Raw genomic sequence first — 24,512 nt, forward strand, 5'->3', positions numbered from 1 at the left:
TTCAAATAAAGTATTTTAAAAATAGGATTAATATAATTAAAAAAATGAAAAATATATATATTAAGACTTGGGGTTGTCAAATGAATGAATATGATTCGTCTATGATAACAAAAAATTTAGAAAGTACAGGTCAATATTTAATTACTGAAAACTGTGAGCAAGCAGATATCTTAATTTTAAACACTTGTTCAATAAGAGAGAAAGCTCAAGAAAAACTTTTTCACCAATTAGGAAGATGGAAAAAATTAAAAGATAAAAACTCTAATATTATTATCGCTGTTGGCGGTTGCGTAGCAACACAAGAAGGCGAAGAAATTTTTAAAAGATCTAGATATGTAGATATTATATTTGGTACTCAAAGTTTACATAAATTACCTAAAATGATTGATGAAGCAGAAAAAAACAAAAAATTTGTTATTGATATTAGTTTTCCTAAATTAGATAAATTTAATTATTTTTTACCAAACAAAAGTACAGGATATACAGCATCTGTTTCCATCATGGAAGGTTGTAATAAATATTGTTCATTCTGTGTAGTACCATATACAAGAGGAAAAGAAATTAGTCGACCGTCTGACGATATTTTATTTGAAATCACAAATTTAGCTGAAAATGGTATAAAAGAAATTAATTTATTAGGACAAAATGTAAATGCATATGAAGGCCCAACTTTTGATGGAAAAATTTGTTTTTTTTCTGAATTATTACGATTGATTGCTGAAATAGATGGAATTGAAAGGATTCGTTTTACCACAAGTAATCCACTTGAATTTAGTGACGATATTATTGAAGTATACAAAGATACGCCCAAATTAGTTAGTTTTTTACATTTGCCTGCACAGAGCGGTTCTAATAAAATATTACAACTTATGAAAAGATCATATACTACTGAGGAATATGAAAAAATCATTGAAAAACTAGTCAAAGCACGTCCAAACATTCAAATTAGTTCTGATTTTATTGTCGGTTTTCCAGGGGAATCTAAAGAAGATTTTGAAGAAACTATCAATTTTATAAAAAAAATTAATTTTGATATGAGTTATAGCTTCATATATTCAAGTCGACCAGGAACACCCGCGTCAGAAATGAAAGATGAAATTGATCTTCAAGAAAAAAAAGAACGTTTGTATATATTACAAAACTGTATTAGTAAACAAACCATGTCTTGGAGTAGAAAAATGCTGGGAAGCCAGCAACATATTTTAGTAGAAGGTGAGTCAAAAAAAAATCCTAGACAATTATATGGAAAAACAGAAAACAATAGAATTGTTAATTTCTATGGACCACGAAAAACGATTGGCCAATTCGTTAAAGTTAAAATAAATGAAGTACATACTCATATTTTGAATGGCACTTTATTATAAAAAATATATGAAAAAAAAAATTGTTTTATTTTAAACATACAAATAAATTGTAAAAATAAAAAAAAAATACCAAAAAAAATAATGTTTGAGAAATGGATAAGAAAAGTATTATACAAAAAAAACATTACCATTATTACTATTAGAATAGTAGATGAAACAGAAATAAAAAATTTAAATTTCAAATACAGAGGAAAAAATTGTTCGACAAATATTCTATCTTTTCAATTAAATTTTTTTATACAGAAAAATATAAGATTATTAGGGGATTTAGTTTTGTGTAAAAAAATTATAGAAAAAGAATCTATACAATACAAGAAAACATTAGAATCTCGCTGGGCCCATATGATTATACATGGTGTTCTGCATTTATTAGGATATGATCACAAAAATTGTAAAGAACAAGAAATTATGGAAAAAATAGAAAATAAAATCATGTTATCTTTAAATTATGACGAACCATATTACTAAAAAATTAATAATTATTGACAAAAATTATTTTAACCTAAGATTTTCTAACATAGAATAGTAAAATATATTTTTAAAATAGATAACTAAATATTATGAGTGAAAAAGATGCAAAAAGCTTAGAAAAAATTAACAAAAAAGGTTTTTTTTCTATTTTATTAAATCATATATTTCATGATGAACCTAAAAATAGAGAAGAATTACTCGCGTTAATTAGAGATTCGGAACAAAATGAACTAATTGATCAAGATACATGTGATATGTTAGAAGGTGTAATACATATTGCAAAGAAAAAAATTAAAGAAATAATGATACCTAGAACACAAATGATAATATTAAAATTAAATTATAATTTAAATAAATGTCTTGATATCATTTTAGAATCTGCACATTCACGTTTTCCAGTAATGAATAGCGATAAAAACTATGTAGAAGGGTTTTTGATAGCAAAAGATTTATTATCATTTATGAAAAACTCAAATAAAGATTTTCATATTAAAAATGTATTAAGACCAGCAGTCGTTGTTCCTGAAAGTAAATATGTGGATCAAATGTTAAAAGAATTTCGTTTAAAAAGAACACATATGGCAATAGTAATAGATGAATTTGGAGGGGTTTCTGGATTAGTAACCATAGAAGATATTTTAGAATTAATAGTTGGAGAAATTGAAGATGAGTACGATGAAGAAGAAAAAATAAACATTCGTAAATTACAAGAAAATATATTTTCTATCAAAGCACTTACCGAAATAAAAGAATTCAATGATTTTTTTAAGACTCATTTTAGCAGCGAAGAAGTAGACACTGTTGGTGGATTAGTAATGAAAGCATTTGGACATTTGCCTAGTTATGGAGAGGACATTAATATCAATGGATACAATTTTAAGATATCTTCAGCAGATAGCAGAAAAATCATACAAATACATGTCACCATTCCAGAAAACAAAACTTTAAAATAAAACATAAAAAATATCTTATTATCTTATGTTTATTTAAGATATTTATATTCATAAAAATTATTTTTAATACAAATGAATCTAAAATTTTAATCGCTTATTTAAAATTGATTAAAAACAATGTTTTATCTTTTTTATAAAATTAAAATTTTTATCTATTTTAAAAAAATATAAAAATTATTCTAGAGAAAAATTATGGAACAAGAATATTGCCCGAAAAATATTGAAAAATATGTGCAAAAATACTGGAAAGATAATAAAACTTTTCATGTTTATGAAGATAATACAAAGGAAAAGTATTATTGCCTTCCTATGCTCCCGTATCCATCTGGAAGACTGCATATGGGACATGTTAGAAATTATACTATTAGCGATGTCATTGCAAGATATCAGAGGATGTTAGGAAAAAACGTTTTACAACCTATTGGTTGGGATGCATTTGGATTACCTGCAGAAGAAGCCGCTATTAAAAACAATATAGAACCATCATCTTGGACATATAAAAATATTGCATATATGAAAAAACAGCTGGAGTTACTAGGTTTTAGTTATGATTGGGATAGAGAAATAACTACGTGTAATCCAGAATATTATAAATGGGAACAATGGTTTTTTATTCAATTATATAAAAAAAAATTAGTTTATAAAAAAAATAGTTTTATAAATTGGTGTCCTCATGATAAAACTGTATTAGCGAATGAACAAGTTATTAATGGTTGCTGCTGGAGATGTCAAAGTACTATTGAAATAAAAAAAATACCGCAATGGTTTATAAAAATTAGACATTATGCAGAATCTTTATATAAAGATTTAGATCAATTAAAAAACTGGCCTGAAAAAGTAAAAAATATGCAAAAAAATTGGATTGGCAGATCAAAAGGATTTGAAATTTTTTTTAACATCCAAAACACCAACAAAAAAATTAAAATATTCACTACTAGAATAGATACTATAATGGGGGTTACATATATTGCGATATCTCCTTTTAACAAGTTTTCTATATATCTTTCAAAAAAAAACAAAACACTAAAACAATTTATCGAAAAACAAAACAATGCAAATTTTTCTAGAGAGGAAATAGAAAAAATAAAATTTCAAGGAATAAATACTAACATGTTTGCTGTTCATCCTATAACACAAAAAAAAATACCTATTTGGATAGCAAATTTTGTTATTAATGGTTATGGTTCCGGGGCAGTTATGTCAGTTCCCGGACACAATGAAAACGACTGGAACTTTGCTATAAAAAATAATCTAAAAATTAAATATGTTATTCAGAAATCTACTAAAAAAAATATAAAATTAGTTGAAAAAAAATTTTTTCCTGAAAAAGGAAAATTAATTAACTCGAGGGAGTTTGATCAGCTTAATTATGATGATGCAACTAAACAAATAAAAAAAAAATTATCAGAAGAAAAAAAGATAAAAACAAAAATTGTTTATAAATTACAAGATTGGTGTATATCTAGACAACGTTACTGGGGAGCACCTATTCCAATGGCCACATTAAATAATGGAAAGATCGTTCCAATACCAGAACAAGACTTACCTGTTTTATTACCAGAAAATAAAAAAGATTTTAATTTATTAAATAATCCTTCAAATAATCAATCTAGTTACTATAATACTTCTGTTAATCATCAAAATGCAATTCGAGAAAAAGATACTTTTGATACATTTATGGAGTCTTCTTGGTATTATGCAAGATATACCTGTCCTCATTTTAAAAAAGGAATGATTAATCCTTTAGCATCAAAATATTGGTTACCTGTAGATCAATATATTGGAGGAATAGAGCATGCTATTATGCATCTCATGTATTTTAGATTTTATCATAAATTGTTACGTGATTTTAAACTTGTTCCATTTGATGAACCAGTAAAAAATTTAATATGTCAAGGAATGGTTTTATCAGAAGCATTTTATCAAATTGGTAAAAATAATGAGCGTAATTGGATTCATAAATCTAATGTCAATATTCAAAAAAATATAAAAGGAGAAATTGTTAAAGCACAAGATAAGATGGGAAAAGAAATTATATATGCTGGAATGATTAAAATGTCTAAATCTAAAAATAATGGCATTGAACCAGAACTAATTATAAATAATTATGGAGCCGATACAATTCGATTATTTATTATGTTCGCTGCTCCTGTAGAAGCATCATTAGAATGGAGTGAATCTGGACTAAAAGGCGTTTACCGATTTTTAAAAAAACTATGGAAATTATCTTTTGATTACATTCAAACAAAACACAAATATAGAAATATAAATTTTAATTTATTAAGTAAAAAACAAAAAAACATGTGTCATATATTACATAAAACAATCTATCAAGTTTCTGATGATATTAGTCGTAGACAATCTTTTAATACTGCTATTGCTAAAATAATGGAATTAGTAAATATATTAAGAAAGTTTAAATTAGAAAGTGAAGAAGATAAATGTATTATGAAAGATTCATTAATATCAATCACAAAAATGCTTTATCCATTTACGCCGCACTTATGTTTTATGATATGGAAAAATTTAAATAAAAGCTTTTTAATAGATCATGAAAAATGGCCGATTTTTCAAAAAAATTTCTTGTTAAAAATAAATGATATATTAGTTGTTCAAATTAATGGGAGAAAGAAATTAACTATAGAAATACCAGATAACCTTATAAAAAAAGAAATTATTTCTTATGTTAAAAATAGTTCATTATTGCAGAAAAAATTAGAAAACAAAAATATAAAAAAAATAATTTATATTCCGAAAAAAATAATTAACTTTGTAATATAAAAAATTTTTAAAATGGTATGTACTTATGAAATTTATACACACAGAAGAATTAAAAAAAAAATAATCAAAAAACTAAATTTTTTTTATATTCTCTTAGGAGAAGATTTAATTTTACTGAATAATAATCAGAAAATAATATTAAATTTTGCTAAAAAAGAATACTTTAAAGAAAATTATATTATTAATATCGAAAAAAACACAGATTGGAATAAAGTTATAAATTTTTATAATTCAAATGATTTATTTTTTAAAAAAAAAGTTTTAGTGATAAATTTAACTATAAAAATTTTTAATTCTGTATTGATAAAAAATATAAAAAAATTATTTTTTATTAAAAATATCGATATATTAACAATAATTAAATTTAATCAATTGTCTAATAATTTCAAAAACTATTTATCAACACAAAAAAAAGTATTTAATATTGATATTATATGGTGTTTTACACCATATGGTACAAATTTTAAAAACTGGTTAAGATATGAAATAAAAGATAAAAAAATAGAAATTACTAAAAATGCTTTTTTTTTATTATTCAAAAATTATGAAGGTAACACTTTGTTTATATATCATATATTAAACATGATAATACTTATATGGAAAAATGAAAATGTTACTTCGCAAAAAATTAAGTATATTATTAATGAATTTGCTGTTTTTACTCCGTCAGACTGGGTAAATGCAATTTTCTACAATGAAATAGAAAAAGCTTTTTATATACTAGATATTTTTCGAAAACAAAAATATAATCCTCTTATTTTAACAAGAGCTTTGCAAAAAGATTTATTAAAATTAATTTACATAAAACGTGAAAAGATAACAAATATAAATTTATTTTTTAAACAAAATAAAATTTTTTTTAATAGATTAAAATTCTTTAAATTTGCAATTAAATCAATAAATTTTGATAATTTTCTTAAAGTAATTAGAATTTTGTTACAAATAGAGATGAAAATAAAAGAAGAATATAATTCTGATATATGGATAGAATTAAAAACATTAATATTATTACTATCTTTAAACATAAAAAAAATTAAAACATAACAAAAATGAAAAAAATACATGCAATATTTGGGGGCAATTTTGATCCTATTCATTATGGACATATTCTTTCCGCAGAAAAATTAGCAAAAGAAATTTCAATAAAAAAAATTATATTATTACCTAATGAAAATCCTCCTCATCGATCTAAAACTAAAACATCTCTAATGCATAAACTAAAAATGATCGAATATGCTATTCAAGATAAAAATTTATTTGAAATTAGTTTATTAGAAACAAAAAAAAAAAATTCTATACTATAGAAACATTAAAAAAAATAAGACTAAAAATCGGATTTTTACAACCGTTATGTTTTATAATAGGAGAAGATCATATAAATCATTTAAATATCTGGAAGAATTGGAAAGAAATATTATCATACGCTCATTTATTGATTCTTCCACGAAAAAGCATAAAAAAATATAATAACGAACTAGACAAGTGGATTTCCTTACATACGATTAAAAATACAAGTTATCTACATCAGAAATCATGCGGATTTATCTTTTTTTCATCTATACCAACTATAGAAATTTCTTCTACTCAAATAAGAAAAAATTTTGCTAATGGTGAAAGTTTAAATGGATTGCTACCTAAAAAAGTAGAAAAATATATTATTTTAAAAAATTTATATTAAAAATTAGTTTATTTTAAAAATTTTAGATAGTTAAATTGGTACACGATGAAAAAAACAAAAATTATATTAAACTTAATTGGACTTAAATGTCCAGAACCAATTATGGTAATTCGAAAAACAATTAGAAAAATAAAAAAACATGAAACTATATTAGTTATATCAGATGATCCATCCACTAAAAGAGATATTCCATATTTTTGTAAATTTATGAAACACCAACTTATCGAATATTTTATTCATATAAAACCATATCGTTATATATTAAAAAAAGGAATTAATTAAAATATACTGTATAAAGTTAATATGAACTTTAAATAATTAAATTTTAAAAAATTAATATACACACAAAGTGTGTATATTAATTGAATTTTTATAATATTTTCAAAAAATTAAATATTAGTTAATAAATTTAACATTCTTCTCAAAGGTTCTGCAGCACCCCATAGCAATTGATCTCCTACGGTAAAAGCTGAAAAATATTTCTCTCCTATACTAGATTTTCTTAATCTTCCTACTGGTATATTTAATGTACCAGTCACTGCAGATGGAGTTAATTTAGATATTGTTTCTTGCATATTATTTGGAATTAAATTAACCCATGTATTATGATTAGCAATGATTTCTTCTATATTTTTTAATGAAACATTTTTACTTAATTTCATTAAAATTGATTGACTGTGGCATCTTATTGAACTTATACGAACACATATTCCATCTATTTTTATTATATTCTTAGAATTTAATATTTTATTTGTTTCAAATTGCCCTTTCCACTCTTCTTTACTTTGGCCTGTTCCCATATCGCTATCTATCCATGGTATTAAACTTCCAGCTAAAGGAACAGAAAAATTTTTTAATGGAAAATTATTATCTTGAATTATTTTTGTAACTTTTTTTGTAATTTCTAAAATTGAACAAAAATTATTAGATAAATCTTCAGAGACAGCATTATATAATGAACCCATTTGTTTTAATAATTCAATTACATATTTAGCACCTGCTCCTGAAGCTGCCTGATAAGTAGATACATAAATCCATTCTATTAAGTTTTCTTTGAATAACCCACCTAGAGCTATAAGCATTAAGCTGACAGTACAATTACCACCTACGAAAGTTTTAATACCATGACTTATAGCTTGATTAATCGATTCTAAATTAATGGGATCTAGCACAATAACAGAATCATCTTTCATTCTTAAAGTAGAAGCAGCATCTATCCAATAACCATTCCAGTTATTTTTTCGCAATTTAGAATAAATAGAATCAGTATACGATCCTCCTTGGCATGTCACAATAATATCCATTTCTTCTAATAGATTAAGATTATAAGCATTTTTAAGGTTTTTAAATGTTATGTTATTTATAGTAGGTCCATTTTGACCTATTTGAGAGGTTGAAAAGAAATGAGGAATAATTTTTGAAAAATCATTTTCTTCAATCATTCGATTTAATAAAACTGAACCTACCATACCGCGCCAACCAACAAATCCAACAGATTTTATCATTAATAAACGTACGGAGTTTTTAAAAAACAAAATTTTTATTGAACTATAACAAAAAAATTTTTAGTAAAAACTTTCCGACCTCCGAAAATAAATATAGTTATTGTATAATTTTATAAGGGATAACTATTTACGAAAAGATTAAATCTTATTTGAATTTTAATATACTATAAAATTATATATTTATTAAAAATAATATTGATATATATTAAAATATTTATATAGTGTAGAAAATTTATATTATTTTTATATAGACTATATAGTTAAAAAATTCATATCTAAACAAGGATATAATAAATTAAAATGACCGAAATAATCTCTACAACTATATTATTAATATTAATAATGGATCCCTTAGGCAATCTACCTGTCTTTATGACAATACTAAAAAATTTAAATGCAAAAAGAAGAAGAATAGTAGTTATACGAGAAATGATTATAGCTTTAATTTTCATGCTATTATTTTTATTTATCGGAGAAAAAATACTTAATATTCTTAATTTAAAAACTGAGACAGTATCAATATCTGGTGGTGTCATTTTATTTTTAATTGCTATTAAAATGATTTTTCCTTCTGAAGAAAACAGTGGAATATCTTCTAACGAAGAACCGTTTTTAGTGCCATTAGCAATCCCATTGGTTGCAGGACCATCTTTATTAGCTACATTAATGTTGTTATCTCATCAATATTTACATCACATGTCATATTTAGTAGGATCTTTACTAATAGCATGGTGTTTTACTATTATAATATTATTATTGTCAGGTTTTTTTTTAAAATTATTTGGTTCTAAAGGTGTAAATGCTTTAGAACGATTGATGGGTTTAATACTAATTATGCTTGCAACTCAAATGTTTCTTGATGGAATTAGAACATGGTTTCAAAATTAAATAAATTTTTATTTTAAAAATTAATTTTTTTATTTAAAGATAAAATATTATCTATTTTATACTACCTTTTATTAAAACTAACTAATAACAGGTAGAAGTATATCATTAAAATTTTGATAAAAATTAAATTCAAAAAGAGGTTTTTGTGAAAATACAAAATATAAATGAAATAAATATAACAGAAAAAAGAGTTTTAATAAGATGCGATTTAAACGTTCCTATTCAAAATGGAGTTATTCAATCTGATGCTAGAATATTGGCTTCACTTCCTACAATTGAATTAGCTCTTCAAAAAAAAGCGAAGGTAATTGTTATGTCGCATTTAGGAAGGCCAAAAAGTGAATCTTATGAAAAAAAATATTCGTTATTTCCTGTATTTGAATATATAAAAAAAAAAATAGACTACACTAAAGTATATTTTACGGAAAATTATTCAAAAATTGACTTAATTAATCCAGGAGAACTATTAATTTTAGAAAACGTTCGTTTCAATTCAGGTGAACTTAAAAATGATAAAATTTTATCTAAAAGATATTCTAAATTATGCGATATTTTTGTCATGGATGCTTTTGGCGCAGCACACAGGAAACAAGCTTCAACATACGGTATTGGAAAATTTGCAAAAATTGCATGCGCCGGTCCTCTTTTAATATCTGAAATAAAAATGCTGAAAAAAGCGTTAAAAAACCCAAAACGCCCTATGGTGTCTATAGTAGGAGGATCTAAAGTTTCAACTAAATTTAATGTATTAAATAATTTATGTGATATTTCAGATACTGTGATAGTAGGAGGTGGAATAGCTAACACTTTTTTAGCAATTGATTACGATGTAGGTAAATCATTACACGAACCAGAATTTATATTAATAGCAAAAAAATTACGTGATAACTATAATAATATTATTACGCCAATTGATTCTCGTGTCGGAAAGAATTTTTCTGAAACAGAACAATCTATAATTAAATCACCGTCAAAAATTAAAAAAAACGAAGAAATTATGGATTTTGGTGATAAAACTATAAAAAAAGTTGTTAAAATAATTGAAAAAGCAAAAACAATTATTTGGAATGGGCCGGTAGGAGTATTTGAATTTCCGAACTTTCGTATAGGGACAGAAAAAATCGCTAAAGCGGTCGCAAACAATTCTAACTTTTCAATAGCTGGAGGCGGCGATACACTATCTGTTATTGATATGTTTTGTATCAAAGATAAAATTTCTTATATTTCAACAGGAGGTGGTGCATTTTTAGAATTTATTGAGGGAAAAAAATTACCTGCAATAGATATGTTAGAAAAAAATTTTTCTCAACAATAACCAAATAATATTTTTTAATTTAAAAATTTAAATAATAGGAAATAATTTGAATAATTTAAACTCTATTCAACCTGGTGTTGTAACAGGTGACGAATGTCAAGCGATATTTAGATTGGCTAAAAAAAAACAATTTGCAATACCAGCAGTAAATTGCATAGGCACTGATTCAATTAACGCTGTATTAGAAACAGCTTCTAAAATAAAATCTCCGGTTATTATACAATTTTCTTATGGAGGAGCTTCTTTTATTGCAGGTGGTTCTGAAAAGATATTCAGAAAAAATCAAGAACGAGCTATAAAAGGCGCTATATCAGGAGCTAGACATGTACATTTAGTTGCAAAAAACTATAATATTCCGATTATACTACACACTGATCATTGTCATAAAGAAATATTACCATGGATTGATGGGTTAATTAAAGAAGGCGAAAAACACTATGAAATTTATAAAAGACCTCTTTTTACATCACATATGATTGATCTATCGAAAGAAACACTAGAATATAACATTTCAATTTGTACTTCATATTTAAAAAAAATAAAAAAAATTAATATGATATTAGAAGTTGAATTAGGATGTACAGGTGGAGAAGAAGATGGAATAGACAATAGTAAAATTAATAAAGAGTTGCTTTATACTGAACCTAAAGATGTTAATTACGCATATGAAAAGTTGATTAAGATTAGTAAAAATTTTACTATAGCTGCTGCATTTGGAAATGTACATGGAGTTTATAAAACCGGAAATATTCATTTAAAACCTAGTATTCTCAAAGAATCACAAAAATATATTAGTTTTAAACATAATTTAGAAAAACTACCATTAAATTTAGTATTTCATGGAGGATCAGGATCAAATCTCAAAGAAATTAAACAATCTATTAAATATGGCGTAGTAAAAATGAATATTGACACTGATATACAATGGGCTGCTTGGAAAGGTGTTCTAAACTTTTACAAAAAAAACAAAGATTTTTTGCAAAGTCAAGTAGGAAATATAAAAGACAATAATCAACCAAATAAAAAATATTATGATCCAAGATCTTGGATAAATCAAGCAAAAGAATCCATGTCTATAAGGCTAGAAAAAACATTTCAAGAGCTAAATGCTTCAAATATTTTACAAACACAATAAATAATTTATTTTTAAATACGGGGAATAAATAAAAATATTCTCCGCAAATTATCGACAGGAATTAATATAATAAAATTCTTAAGAAATTAATTTAATATAATTAAGATATTTTAAACTATATATTTATTATCATAAATCAAAGAGGTGACAATGGATGAGCTTAACGTAGTAAGCGATATCAACCATGCAGGTAATTGGTTAATACGAAATCAAGAGCTATTATTTGGATACATAATTAATTTAACATCATCTATTGTTATTTTAATTTCTGGTATGTTTGTAGCAAAAATAATATCAAATGGAGTTAATAAAATTTTAATTACCCGAAATATTGATGCTACTATTGCAGGTTTTCTTTCTGCATTAATGAGATATATTATTATTACATTTACATTGATCGCTGCATTAGGGAGAATAGGTGTTCAAACAACTTCTGTTATTGCTATATTAGGCGCTGCTGGCATGGCTATCGGATTAGCATTACAAGGTTCGCTTTCGAATTTTGCAGCAGGAGTTCTATTAGTTACACTAAGACCTTTGAAGACAGGAGAATATGTAAATTTAGGAAATGTATCAGGAACGGTTTTAAATATTCATATTTTTTATACAACATTACGCACTTTAGATGGAAAAATTGTAGTTGTTCCAAATAATAAAATTATTTCTGGAAATATTATCAATTATTCAAGAGAACCTGCTCGAAGAAATGAGTTCTCTATTAGCGTTGCATACAATACAGATATTGATTTAGTTGTCAAAGTATTGAGAAAAGTTATAGAAAATGAAGATAGAGTGATAAAAGATAGGGATATTATAATTGGTTTAAGTGAGTTAGCACCGTCTTCTTTAAATTTTATTATACGATGCTGGAGTAATACAGATGAATTAAATTCTGTATATTGGGATTTAATGGCTGCATTTAAAAAAGCACTAGATAAAAATAACATTAATATTCCTTACCCACAAATAGATGTTCATCTTTATAAAAAAAAATAAAAAATTTAATTTTTTAATATTTTATTTTTTATAATTTTTTTTAGGAACAAAAGGTTTTTTTATGTTTTTTTTATATAAATTTAATCAATTAAATACATTATTTTTAAAAATATGTAAAGTTATTCAAAAAAATCCAATACCATATATCTTTGAAAAAGAAATTATTATTCATGATAACGAAGTGCTGTTTGAATACCTTAATATGTTCACAGCCAATTATACAGGTATTTCATCAGATTTTAAACTAATACATCCAAAAGTTTTTATTTTCAAGATATTTAAAAAAATTATGCCTGAAAATGAGGTAAAAAATATTTTAAAAAAAACAACTAATATTTGGAAAATAATGAAAATTATTGAAGAAAATAATTTTTTTGAATTTATTAAAAAAAATGATAACACAATCAAAAAGTTTCAATTTTCATCTTTCATACAAGATCTATTCCAAAATTATATTTTATATAGACCCCAATGGATTCAAGAATGGGAAAAAAAAGAAAAAATAGCATCAAAAATTAATTCAAAAAAATCATGGCAAGAAAAATTATGGAACGAAATTAGAAACGATAATAAAAAGTTTAATCAATCTATTGATAACTTTGCAAACCTATTTTATAAATTTAAAAGTTTGATTCAAAAAAAAAAAAAAAAAAAATAACACTTCCAAAACGCATTTTTATTATTTGGTCATTCTCTATCAATCCATCATACATAAAAGTTTTTCATGAAATAAGTATATATACTGATGTATATTTTTTATATTTGACAGCTTATAAAAACAATATAATAAACTATGAAGTTGATTTACACAAAAAATCATGTAATACAGAAACGAAAAATTGTTTTTATAATACATTGGAAGTATTGTGGGGTAAATATGAAAATATTTATTTACTTTTCATAAAAAATTTAAAAAATATTAAAGTTAATAGTTATTTTAAAAAATATTATGTAAATAATTTATTAAATAATATTAAAAACAACATTTTAAATTTCACAACAAACAAAAAAACATTAAAACAAACTTTAGATCCCAAAGATAATTCGATTTCTATAAATACTTGCTATAATAAACAACATGAAATTGAAGTTTTATATGCAATCTTAATAAAAATACTCAATAAAAATCCGAGTATAAAACCTCATGATATTGTTGTTACTTCATTTTCTTTAGAAAACTATAAAAAAAATATTAATTCTGTATTTAAATCACAATATCAAAAAGATAAAATATCTTTTTATATTCATAAAAAAAATTGTAAAAATAAACAAAAAATATTTTATCTATTTAATACAATATTAAATTTATCTCACATTCGCTTTAATAATAAAGAAGTATTAGAATTACTAGACATTCCTATTATATCAAAAAATTTTAATATTTCAGAAGAAGAAATAAAAATTTTACATAACTGGGTTGAAGTCACAAATATCAGATGGGGGATAGACAAAAAACACACAAATGATTTATTTTTTTTAGATATTGATCAAAATACTTGGTTTTATGGTATTGAAAAATTATTGATAAGTTATGCTATAAATGAAAAAGACAAAATGTGGAACAATATTCATTCAATTGTTTCTATTGATTTTGCTAAATCAGAATTGATAGGAAAATTATCTTATTTAATTAACACGTTAAACAAATGGCGTATAAAGCTATCTAAATCAAAAAAAATTAAATGTTGGCGTTCATTATTTCAATCTTTTATAAATGATTTTTTTTATGAAAACATAGAGTTAGATCAAACACTCACAGAAATTAACAAAAAATGGAAAAATATGATTGATAAAATTATATTGTCTGGGTATCAAAAAAAAATATTCATTAATGTTTTAAAAAAAAATTTTTTTCATATTATGCAATCTACAAATAATAAAAAATTTCAATTAGGATCTATAAATTTTTGTCATCCCTCTGTAATATGTTATATACCATTTAAAGTAATATATATTATAGGATTAGGTTCTAAAGAACTACCAAAACCACCAAACTTAGATCATATTAATCTTTTAAAAAAATATCCATTGGTTACTGATATTGATCATAAAAATACATTATATCATTTATTTTTAAAAAATTTTTTAGCTGCTGAGAAATATTTTTATATGAGTTATATTGGCTATTCATTAAACAATGAAACTAAAATATATCCATCAATATTAGTTGAGCAACTTGTAAATTATATAATATTAAATTTTTGTTTCAAAGGAGATGAAAAATTAAAAACAGAAGACAACACAAGGAAAATATTAGACTTTCTCTATAAAAAACATAAAAAAACACATATCTATAATTTAATAAATGTGAAAAAAATAAAAAATGTAAAACAAAATAAAATTCAAAATATTTATCAAACATTCTTTAAAGATACAATTAAATTAGAAAATTTTAAAAAAAACAATGATTTAATTGATTTAAAAAATTTAATATCTTTTTGGAGACATCCAATACGATATTTTTTTAATTATACGTTAAGCACGAACTTTTCTAAAAAAAAGATATTATCAATCACTGAACCTTTTACAATAAATCAATTAGAAAATTTCAAAATAAATAATCTTCTATTGGACGATATGGTAAATAAAAAAGATATAATAAATACATTAAAAAAAATAGAATTATCTGGAATACTACCATATAAAAATTTTGGAAAAATAACTTTAGAAAAAAAATGTCAAGAACTTAAAGAAATAGTAAAAATAATTAATCAGTATAGAACTTTTCCTCAAAAAAAAGAATTTTTTTTTCAAATAAAAAAATATTATATTAAAGGAACATTAAAGGAAATACAAGACACAGGTTTGCTGCGATGGAAAGGAAGTACAATTAATTATCCTGATCGAATATCATTATGGTTAGAACATTTAGTTTACTGTATTTTAGGGGGTGTTGGAGAAAGCAAAATTATAGGATGTGATAAAAAAATATTTTCATTTCGATCTCTATCATATAAAGAAGCGCATCATTATCTTTCAATGTATATCATAGGATATATGAAAGGTATTAATACTCCATTATTATTAACAAAATCAGGTTCAGATTGGCTTGATAAGGTATATGACGTAAAAAATCATTGTATTTGTAAAAATCATCATATTAAAAAAGAAGGATATAAAAAATTATATAAAAGATGGATAGGCAGTTCTTATATTAAAGGAGAAAAAGAAGATATTTATATACAAAAAATTACCTCAAAATTAGATGTAAAAAAAATTTGTCATATCTCTAAAAAATGGTTAATCCCCTTATTAAAATACAAAAAAAACAATGAAAAAAAAATTAGACGCTTTTAATATACCTTTAAATGGTATTAATTTGATTGAAGCTTCTGCAGGAACTGGTAAAACTACTGCAATAGTTATTATGTATTTACGATTATTACTTGGAATAGAAGATAAAAAAAAAATTAAACCATTGTTAATAAAAGAAATATTAATAGTTACTTTTACTAATTCTGCAAAAGATGAAATACATAAAAGAATTAAAAAAAATATCGAAAAATTACATTTATGCTGTATTAATAATAATACTAGTAATTTAATTTTAAAACCATTTTTAAAAAAAATAAAAAACTTAAAAGAAGCTGTATATATTTTAGATCGAGCTAAACGTGATATAAATAATGTAGCTATTTACACTATACATGGATTTTGTAAGGATATTTTGCAATTAAATTTTTTCAATATAAATGAAGAAATAATTGAAAATGAAACATCATTGCATTTACAAGCTACAGAAGACTTTTGGAGAACTCATTTCTATGGATTACCAAAAGATATAATTAAAATAATTTTACAAGATTACAAAAATCCAAAGTCTCTTTTATCTGAATTACAGCCAATATTTAATTTCAACAAAGTGTATTTCAAAAAAAAAATTAATAAAAATCAAAATTTTATTACCTGTCATGCAGAAAATATTGAAATTATAAATATTTTTAAAAAAAAGTGGTTATATTACAATCTAAGTATTATAGATATTATTAAAAAATTAAAAATTAATAAAAAAATATATAATATATCTAATATAACTAGATGGCAAAAAAGTATTACAAAATGGGCACAATCAAAGACTGAAAATTACCAAAGACCAATTACATTAAAATATTTTTCACAAGAAACAATCAAAAAAAACATAAAAAATAATCAAATTCTATGTCATACATTCTTCAAAGATATTGAAGAGATAATACAAAAAAAAATTTCTTTAAAAGATATTATTTTATTTAAAGGTATAAAAACAATAACTAGACTCTTAAAAAAAGAAAAAAAGAAAAAATGTTTATTAGGATTTAATGATTTATTAGATAATTTTTTAAAATATATTAAAGAAAACAAAAAGTTAAAAAAATTAATTATTAAAAAATATCCTGTAGCATTTATTGATGAATTTCAAGATACGAATATTCAGCAGTACCAAATTTTTAATATTTTATATAATATAAAAAACGAAAAAATAGCTTTATTTCTTATAGGAGATCCAAAACAATCAATATATAGTTTTAGAGGAGCAGATATTTTTTCTTATTTAAATGCCAAATCTAAAATTAAAAAACATTATTACCTTGATACTAATTGGAGATCTTCAATAAATATCTGTCAAGGTATAAATGATTTATTTTCACGAAATAATAATTCATTTTTTTATAAAGACATTCCATTCATAAAAATTTTTCCATCATTGCATAATAAAAATATAAAATTTCAAATACGAGGAAAAATTCAAAAAGCTATTAGCTTTTTCTTTAAAAAAAAAGAAAAGATACATGTTGAAGATTATAAAGAATGGGTTGCAAAACAATGTGCAAATGAAATTTGTTATTGGTTGATTTATGCCCGTAAGGGTGAAGCAATATTAATTAATAAAAATCAACAAAAAATTTTGAAAGAAAGCGATATTGTTGTATTAGTAAAGGATAAAAATGAAGCGGATATTATTAAAGATGCATTAGAAAAAGTTAATATTAAATCTATTTATTCTTCTTCTAATAAAAGTATATTTCAAACTAGCGATGCTTATGAATTACTTTTAATACTTCAAACTATTTTACAACCAACTCAAATAGAAATGTTAAAACAATCTATTTTTACACATATTTTTTATAAAATTTTGCTAGAAGGAAAAAAACAAAAAAATACAGAAAAATTATATTTTATAATGAATAAATTAAATAAATATCGTACAATATGGAAAAATATAGGAATTTTTTATGCTATTAAAACTATAATCTTAGATTATCAAAAATACTCTAATAATTTAGATAAATATAAACATTATCAAAAAAATATAAATTTTTTACATATAGCAGAATTATTAGAAGAACAATCAGAATATCTGTATAAAGAGTCGTCTTTACTAAGATGGTTTGAAAAAAAAATATCAGAAAAAAAAAATATATTAGAAAACGAGCACATTCGATACTTTAACCAATCTAAATTAATAAAAATTGTTACAATACATAAGTCCAAAGGATTAGAATATCCTATAGTTTGGATTCCTTTCGCAATAACTTATAAAAAATCGAAATTATACTTATATCATGATAAAAAAAATTTAAAAATGTTTTTTGATTTAGATCAAAACAAAGAAACTGAAAATATAACAGAAGAAGAACGATTATCAGAAGACTTACGTTTGTTATATGTTGCTATGACAAGAACTATTTATCATTGTAGTTTAGGAATAGGAGATATTATTAACAAAAAAAATCAAAAAAAAAACAATAATCATAAAAGCGCTTTAGGATATATCATACAACGTGGAAAATATATGGATTATGATAATTTAATCAAAGAAATTTATTCATTAAGTATGAAATCATATTTTTCAGTTAGTTTTGATACAATGAACGTTAAACTTCCTGATGAAAAAAAAGAGGTTTATTTACTATCTTCACCAAAATGTTTAATAAAAAAAATAGAAAATTGCTTTAAAATTACTAGTTTTACAAAGTTAAAAAAAGAAAATATTTCTATTAAAAAAAGCCAAGAAAATCAAAATACAAACTATATTTTTAATCAGATAAAAATTAATCAAGAAAAAATAACGTTTGAAAATTTTCCAAGAGGGGAGAAAACAGGTAGTCTTATACATTATATATTGAGTAAAATTAATTTTTCAGAAAAATTAAACATAGATTTTTTTTATAAATCTTTAAAAAAATATAAATTCTCTGAAAAATGGGCTTCAATATTAATGTCTTGGATAAACAATATTATTAATATACAATTAAAAAATATCAATTTTAATTTATCTATGTTAAAAAAACACCAACACATAAAAGAGATGCAATTTTTTTTACCTATACAAAAAATATTACATAGCAATAATTTTAACAGGGTAATCCAATCTTATGATTCAATTTCTTCTTTTGCTCCAAAAATTTATTTCAATCCAGTGACTGGAATTTTAAAAGGTTCTATTGATTTAGTATTTTTTTGGAAAGAAAGATATTACATAATAGATTATAAATCTAATTATTTAGGAGATAATAAAAATTCATATTCTTTAGAAAATATAAAAAAAGAAATAATTAAGAATCGATATGATTTACAATATCAAATATATACAGTTGCATTACATCAATATTTAAAGAAAAAAGTAAAAAAATATAAATATGAAAATAATTTTGGTGGAATATTTTATATTTTTTTGAGAGGAATAAACAAAGTAAAGAAAAATAATAGTATTTTTTATGTTATACCAGATTATTTGTTAATTAAAAAATTAATTGATTTATTTTTCGTCAAAAATTAAACAATATTATTTAAATGAAAAAATTATTAAAAAATTTAGCAAAAAAAAAAATTATACGCACAATTGATTTTATTTTTTCACAATTCATATCTAAAAAAAATAATATCATTATGCTTATAGCAGCATGTGTTAGTTTTGAGAGCAATAATGGTTATCTTTTTTTACCAATTGAGTATTTTAAAAAAAATCATTTTTTTTCTATTCAAAATAAAAAAATTATTGAAAAAATATTTTTTATTTTAAATATAAAAAAAGTAAACTGGTCATTAGAATTATCGCAGCATCATGCTTTTAGTAACGGAAAAATTACAACCCCTTTAATATTTATTAAAAACAAAATTTATCTTTATAAAATATGGAAATCTGAAAAAAATATTTTAAAATTTTTATATAAAGAAAATATAGATAATCAATACAATTTAAATAATTTTAAATTTTTAAGAGAATTATTTCCTGAAAAAGTATATAATGCTCAAAAAGTAGCTGTAACATTAAGTTTAATACATCCAGTAACTTTTATTTTAGGAGGACCAGGTACTGGAAAAACCACTACAATAATAAAAATTATTATTGCATTGATAAAATGTTCGAAAAAAAACATTATAATACAATTATCAGCTCCAACAGGAAAAGCTACATCTCGATTAATTGAAATATTAAACAATAGTAAAATATTAAATTTATATTTATCTAAAGAAGAAAAAAAACAGTTTTTATTAAACCCCATTACTGTTCATAAATTGTTGGGAATATCAAAAATATCTAACAAAACTTTTTTCAATGAAAAAAATCCTTTAAACATAGATGTTTTAATTATTGATGAAGCTTCTATGATAGATGTGTTAATGATGAACAACATTTTTTCTTCTATTAAAAAAAATACTAAGGTTATTTTTATTGGAGATCAAAATCAATTATCACCAGTAGGAACAGGTTCTATCTTAAAAAAAATTTATAGTTATGTACATGATGGCTATAGTTTAAAAAATATATCTATTTTAAAAAAAATTAAACAATACAAAAATTTATATTACAAAGAAAACAAAAATGATACTTCTTTAATCAGTGATAAAATATGCATTTTAAGAAAAAATTATAGATTCAAAAAAAATCCAGAAATTTATATGTTAGCAAATGGAATCAATCAAAACAAAAAAGAAATTTGTATTAAACTATTTAATAATTTAATAAAAAATGTTTTTTTTCATGAAATTAATTGTATTAATCAATACAAAGAAATGATAGAAAAAATTATTTCTTTTCATCAAAAGTATTGGGATGGAATAAATAAAAAAAACAAAATAAAAGAAGCTATAAAAACATTTCAAAAATATCAGATATTATGTGTTGTAAAAGATAGTATATATGGAACAAATAGCATAAATGAAATTTTAGAAAAAACAATGTATGAAAAAAAAATTATTAAAAAACATTTTTATATAAATAATGAAATATGGTATATAGGAAAACCTATTATTATAACAAAAAATAACAAATATTTAAATTTATCTAATGGTGAGATAGGAATTACTAATTTAGATTATCAAAATAAATTACAAGTATGCTTTTTAAAGAATAATGATAGTATTCAATATGTTCCAGCTGATTTATTAGAACATTATGAAACTGCTTGGTGCATTACTGTTCATAAATCCCAAGGTTCTGAATTTAATCATATAACACTTATACTTCCAGATAGACAATTAGAAATACTAAGCAAAGAGATTTTATATACAGCAATTACAAGATCTAGAGAAAAATTAAATATTTTTTCAAATAAAAAAATATTTACTACAACAATAGAAAAAGAAAAATTTTCAATATATTAAAATAAATCTATCATCAAAATTTTAGAACAACGTTGATGATTATACATCTTTTTCCTACTTTCAGGAAGCATATCAACATTAACAATAATAAACCCTCTTTCCTGAAACCAATGAATACTATGCGTTGTTAATACAAATATTTTCTTTAGATTGATTTTTTTAGCATTTAATTTAATTGTTTTAAGCAACAAATCACCTCTAGAGGAGTTTCGATACTCAGGATGAACCGCCACACACGCCATTTCCCCTAAGCCTTCTTGAAAAAAAGGATATAACGCAGCGCACGCAATAGTTAGATTATCACGCTCAATAATTGTAAACTTGTCTACTTCTATTTCTAATTGCTCTCTTGATCTACGAACTAAAATCCCCTGTTTTTCTAAAGGTCGAATTAGCTCTAAAATTCCTCTAATATCATGAATATTAGCTTGTCTAATTTTTTCGGCAGATTCCATAACCATCTGTGTTCCAATACCGTCACGAGAAAACAATTCCTGTAATAAAGCCCCATCTTTATGGTAGCTAATTAAATGACTTCTATTCACACCATTCTTACAAGCTTTTATAGATCCTTTTAAAAAACGAACTGTTGAAGAAATATAATCTCCATTTTTTTCCAATGTTTTAATTTTAATGTTTATATCATTGGGTAATAATTCTGAAATAGTTTTACCTTGATCATTAAGAACGCCTTGATTACTACAAAAACCTATCATTTTCTCTGCTTTTAATTTAATACTAACTTGTGTAGCGATATCTTCAGAAGTCAAATTAAAACTTTCTCCTGTAATAGAAACAGCAACAGGTCCAATTAAAACTATAGCGCCATTTTTTAATTGACAATCAATAGCTTTTTTGTCAATTCTTCTAATGCGACCTGTATGAATATAATCTACACCTTCATCAACACCTAAAGGTTGCGCAATAATAAAATTTCCACTTACAACATTAATATTTGCACCTTGTAAGGGAGTATTACTCAAGCCCATTGAAAGACGAGCAGTAATATCAAGTTGCAATCTTCCTGCTGCTTGTTTAACTTGTTCTAAACATAATAAATTAGTAATACGTATATATTTATGATATTTTATTTTTATCTTTTTTTCATTTAAACTTGAATTAATTTGAGGGCATGCTCCATATACTACTATTAATTTAATACCTAGGCTATACAACAAGCCAATGTCATTAATAATACCAGAAAAATTTCCATATTTAATTGCTTCACCACTTAACATAATCACAAATGTTTTTCCGCGATGAGCGTTAATGTAAGGAACACTGTGGCGAAAACCCTGAACTAATTCAGTAGTACGCTCTTTCATGATAATCCTCTTGCTTTTTAACTCGAACATATATATTATTTTTAAATACACTAAGATTTATGTTATTTAAAAAGAGAAAACTAAAATTATAGTAAAAATGAATTAAACGCATTTATAAATAAAATTTTTTAATTATTAAAAATAAAAATTTTATTATCTGAAATGATATAAAGTATTATAAATCTGGAAGATTTTTTAAAGATAGGCTTTATTTTGGTTGCGGGGGATGGATTTGAACCAACGACCTTCGGGTTATGAGCCCGACGAGCTACCAGACTGCTCCACCCCGCTTTAGTAAATAAATAATACATCTTTAATAAAAAAAATGCAACCTTTTTTAAAAAATTTTTATGTTTTTAAATATATCCATATACTAAAAACGAAAAAAATCAAATTATATTTCTATAACTAATTGAAAATATATTCAAAATTCAAAAAATAAAAAATATTTTTTATATAGTGCTTATATTTTTAATTGTGTGTAATACTTATAATTTAAATAAAAATCAATTTAATCAAACAATTAAAAATTTCACTAAAATACAAAAATAAATGTTAAAATAAATTGTTTTATCAATAAGATTTTATCATATAATTATAATAAGTAAAAAATTTTGTTTTAAAAATATTAAAAAATAATTAAAATAATAAATTTAAAATTAAAATATTAAACATAAAAAATTATATAAGTATTTAAATTTTCAGATACTATAAGTTTTCAGACAAATTAGTAGAACGAAAAAATAATTGTATTTTGATATGTTAAAATTATGTGTTTTAAAAAAATTATATTCTATAAGAAAAATTAACATTCAATATTTAAAAATATATTCTAACTTATAGTGTAATTTTTACCAAAAAATCTTATTATTTAATTTTAAAAACACTCAAATTTATTTCTATAATCATTAATTGAAAAAACGATTGATAGCTGAAAAGAATTAGAAAAAATTAAATATATTAAGAAAATTTTTATTTCTACTATAAAACACTTAGATACTAAAAAATCTAAAAAATAACTGAACAAAAAAATGAAAATTATCCAATCAGGAATTACAAGAAAAACAGCATCAATTGCAATAATTATTTCTAGATTCAATCAATTTATCAATAATAATTTATTATTTGGAGCACTAGATACTTTAAAAAGAATCGGTCAAATAAAAGAAGATAACATTTTTAAAATATATGTCCCTGGGGCTTATGAAATACCTTTAATAGCAAAATATATTGCAAAAAATAAGAAATATGATGCTATTATTACAATAGGGGCGATAATAAAAGGTAGTACAGATCATTTTAAATATATTGCAAGCGATGTATATAATAATCTTTCAAAAATTAGTATTAAATATCTTATTCCCATTACACTTGGGATATTAACTACAAATAATTTAGAACAATCTATTGAAAGATCAGGTTTAAAAATGGGAAATAAGGGATCTGAAGCTGCATTAGCAGCGTTAGAAATGATTAATATAATAAAGCAATTAAAAGAAAAAAATGATTAAA

The 24,512-nt window shown here is 22.9% G+C and carries 16 protein-coding genes, 1 tRNA gene and 2 pseudogenes; 16 read left to right on the forward strand and 3 right to left on the reverse strand.

The features are described 5' to 3' along the window. Positions 1-44: 44 nt before the first annotated feature. The 7 genes and pseudogenes from miaB (at position 45) to tusA (ending at position 7,529) form a co-directional block, all read left to right on the forward strand. Entirely contained in the window at positions 45-1,364 is a 1,320-nt protein-coding gene (miaB, locus tag HU701_RS02425; RefSeq protein WP_178919343.1) for a tRNA (N6-isopentenyl adenosine(37)-C2)-methylthiotransferase MiaB, read from the forward strand. A gap of 81 nt (positions 1,365-1,445) precedes the next feature. Continuing rightward, positions 1,446-1,832, forward strand: coding sequence for an rRNA maturation RNase YbeY (gene ybeY, locus HU701_RS02430; protein ID WP_218651335.1), 387 nt, complete (start codon positions 1,446-1,448; stop codon positions 1,830-1,832). A 92-nt stretch (positions 1,833-1,924) separates the two neighbouring features. Further along, a complete protein-coding gene (corC, locus tag HU701_RS02435) occupies positions 1,925-2,788 on the forward strand; it encodes a CNNM family magnesium/cobalt transport protein CorC (RefSeq protein WP_158346612.1) in 864 nt (287 codons plus the stop codon). A 192-nt stretch (positions 2,789-2,980) separates the two neighbouring features. Beyond that, positions 2,981-5,569 carry a leucine--tRNA ligase gene (gene leuS, locus HU701_RS02440; protein ID WP_178919345.1) on the forward strand — a complete coding sequence of 863 codons (2,589 nt, stop codon included), beginning with the start codon at positions 2,981-2,983 and terminating at the stop codon, positions 5,567-5,569. Between the two features lie 12 nt (positions 5,570-5,581). After that, the gene (gene holA / locus HU701_RS02445; RefSeq protein ID WP_178919348.1) at positions 5,582-6,613 is read left to right on the forward strand and encodes a DNA polymerase III subunit delta; all 1,032 of its coding nucleotides are present in this window, start codon (positions 5,582-5,584) and stop codon (positions 6,611-6,613) included. Positions 6,614-6,618: 5 nt separating this feature from the next. Then, positions 6,619-7,247 (forward strand): annotated as a pseudogene (nadD, locus tag HU701_RS02450) (nicotinate-nucleotide adenylyltransferase). 45 nt (positions 7,248-7,292) lie between these two features. Next, positions 7,293-7,529: a sulfurtransferase TusA gene (gene tusA, locus HU701_RS02455; protein WP_158346619.1), complete on the forward strand. Its 237-nt coding sequence runs from the start codon at positions 7,293-7,295 to the stop codon at positions 7,527-7,529. Positions 7,530-7,636: 107 nt separating this feature from the next. Here the strand turns inward: tusA and asd are convergent, their stop codons facing one another. After that, the gene (asd, locus tag HU701_RS02460) at positions 7,637-8,749 is read right to left on the reverse strand and encodes an aspartate-semialdehyde dehydrogenase (protein ID WP_256868554.1); all 1,113 of its coding nucleotides are present in this window, start codon (positions 8,747-8,749) and stop codon (positions 7,637-7,639) included. 303 nt (positions 8,750-9,052) lie between these two features. Between asd and HU701_RS02465 the strand changes: the two genes are divergently transcribed. The 8 genes and pseudogenes from HU701_RS02465 to recD all read left to right on the forward strand — a co-directional run bounded on the left by HU701_RS02465 (position 9,053) and on the right by recD (position 21,675). Then, positions 9,053-9,640, forward strand: a complete 588-nt coding sequence (locus tag HU701_RS02465) for a YhgN family NAAT transporter (RefSeq protein WP_178919353.1) — start codon at positions 9,053-9,055, stop codon at positions 9,638-9,640. A 145-nt stretch (positions 9,641-9,785) separates the two neighbouring features. Continuing rightward, positions 9,786-10,955: a phosphoglycerate kinase gene (locus tag HU701_RS02470; protein ID WP_178919354.1), complete on the forward strand. Its 1,170-nt coding sequence runs from the start codon at positions 9,786-9,788 to the stop codon at positions 10,953-10,955. 46 nt (positions 10,956-11,001) lie between these two features. Continuing rightward, positions 11,002-12,090, forward strand: a complete 1,089-nt coding sequence (gene fbaA / locus HU701_RS02475; protein ID WP_158346627.1) for a class II fructose-bisphosphate aldolase — start codon at positions 11,002-11,004, stop codon at positions 12,088-12,090. Between the two features lie 150 nt (positions 12,091-12,240). Beyond that, a complete protein-coding gene (gene mscS / locus HU701_RS02480; protein WP_158346629.1) occupies positions 12,241-13,086 on the forward strand; it encodes a small-conductance mechanosensitive channel MscS in 846 nt (281 codons plus the stop codon). 61 nt (positions 13,087-13,147) lie between these two features. Continuing rightward, positions 13,148-14,019: pseudogene (locus tag HU701_RS03125) on the forward strand (exodeoxyribonuclease V subunit gamma); the annotation flags it as partial. A 1,176-nt stretch (positions 14,020-15,195) separates the two neighbouring features. After that, complete coding sequence (locus tag HU701_RS03110) at positions 15,196-16,383, forward strand: hypothetical protein (protein ID WP_349237368.1); 1,188 nt, start codon at positions 15,196-15,198, stop codon at positions 16,381-16,383. Continuing rightward, entirely contained in the window at positions 16,358-19,846 is a 3,489-nt protein-coding gene (gene recB, locus HU701_RS02490; protein ID WP_178919356.1) for an exodeoxyribonuclease V subunit beta, read from the forward strand. The genes HU701_RS03110 and recB overlap by 26 nt, the downstream gene beginning before the upstream one ends. Positions 19,847-19,860: 14 nt before the next feature. Further along, a complete protein-coding gene (gene recD, locus HU701_RS02495; RefSeq protein WP_178919358.1) occupies positions 19,861-21,675 on the forward strand; it encodes an exodeoxyribonuclease V subunit alpha in 1,815 nt (604 codons plus the stop codon). Here the strand turns inward: recD and argA are convergent. Both argA and HU701_RS02505 read right to left on the reverse strand, forming a co-directional pair. Further along, a complete protein-coding gene (gene argA, locus HU701_RS02500) occupies positions 21,672-23,000 on the reverse strand; it encodes an amino-acid N-acetyltransferase (protein ID WP_158346636.1) in 1,329 nt (442 codons plus the stop codon). The two genes, recD and argA, sit on opposite strands and share 4 nt — an antisense overlap. Positions 23,001-23,214: 214 nt before the next feature. Beyond that, positions 23,215-23,291 (reverse strand) — tRNA-Met (locus tag HU701_RS02505). 740 nt (positions 23,292-24,031) lie between these two features. Between HU701_RS02505 and ribH the strand changes: the two genes are divergently transcribed. Then, positions 24,032-24,511: a 6,7-dimethyl-8-ribityllumazine synthase gene (gene ribH, locus HU701_RS02510; RefSeq protein WP_158346638.1), complete on the forward strand. Its 480-nt coding sequence runs from the start codon at positions 24,032-24,034 to the stop codon at positions 24,509-24,511. The last annotated feature ends 1 nt before the right edge of the window (position 24,512 follow it).

Origin of the sequence: Buchnera aphidicola (Aphis gossypii) (assembly GCF_013394915.1) — a bacterium.
GTDB lineage: Bacteria > Pseudomonadota > Gammaproteobacteria > Enterobacterales > Enterobacteriaceae > Buchnera > Buchnera aphidicola_AZ.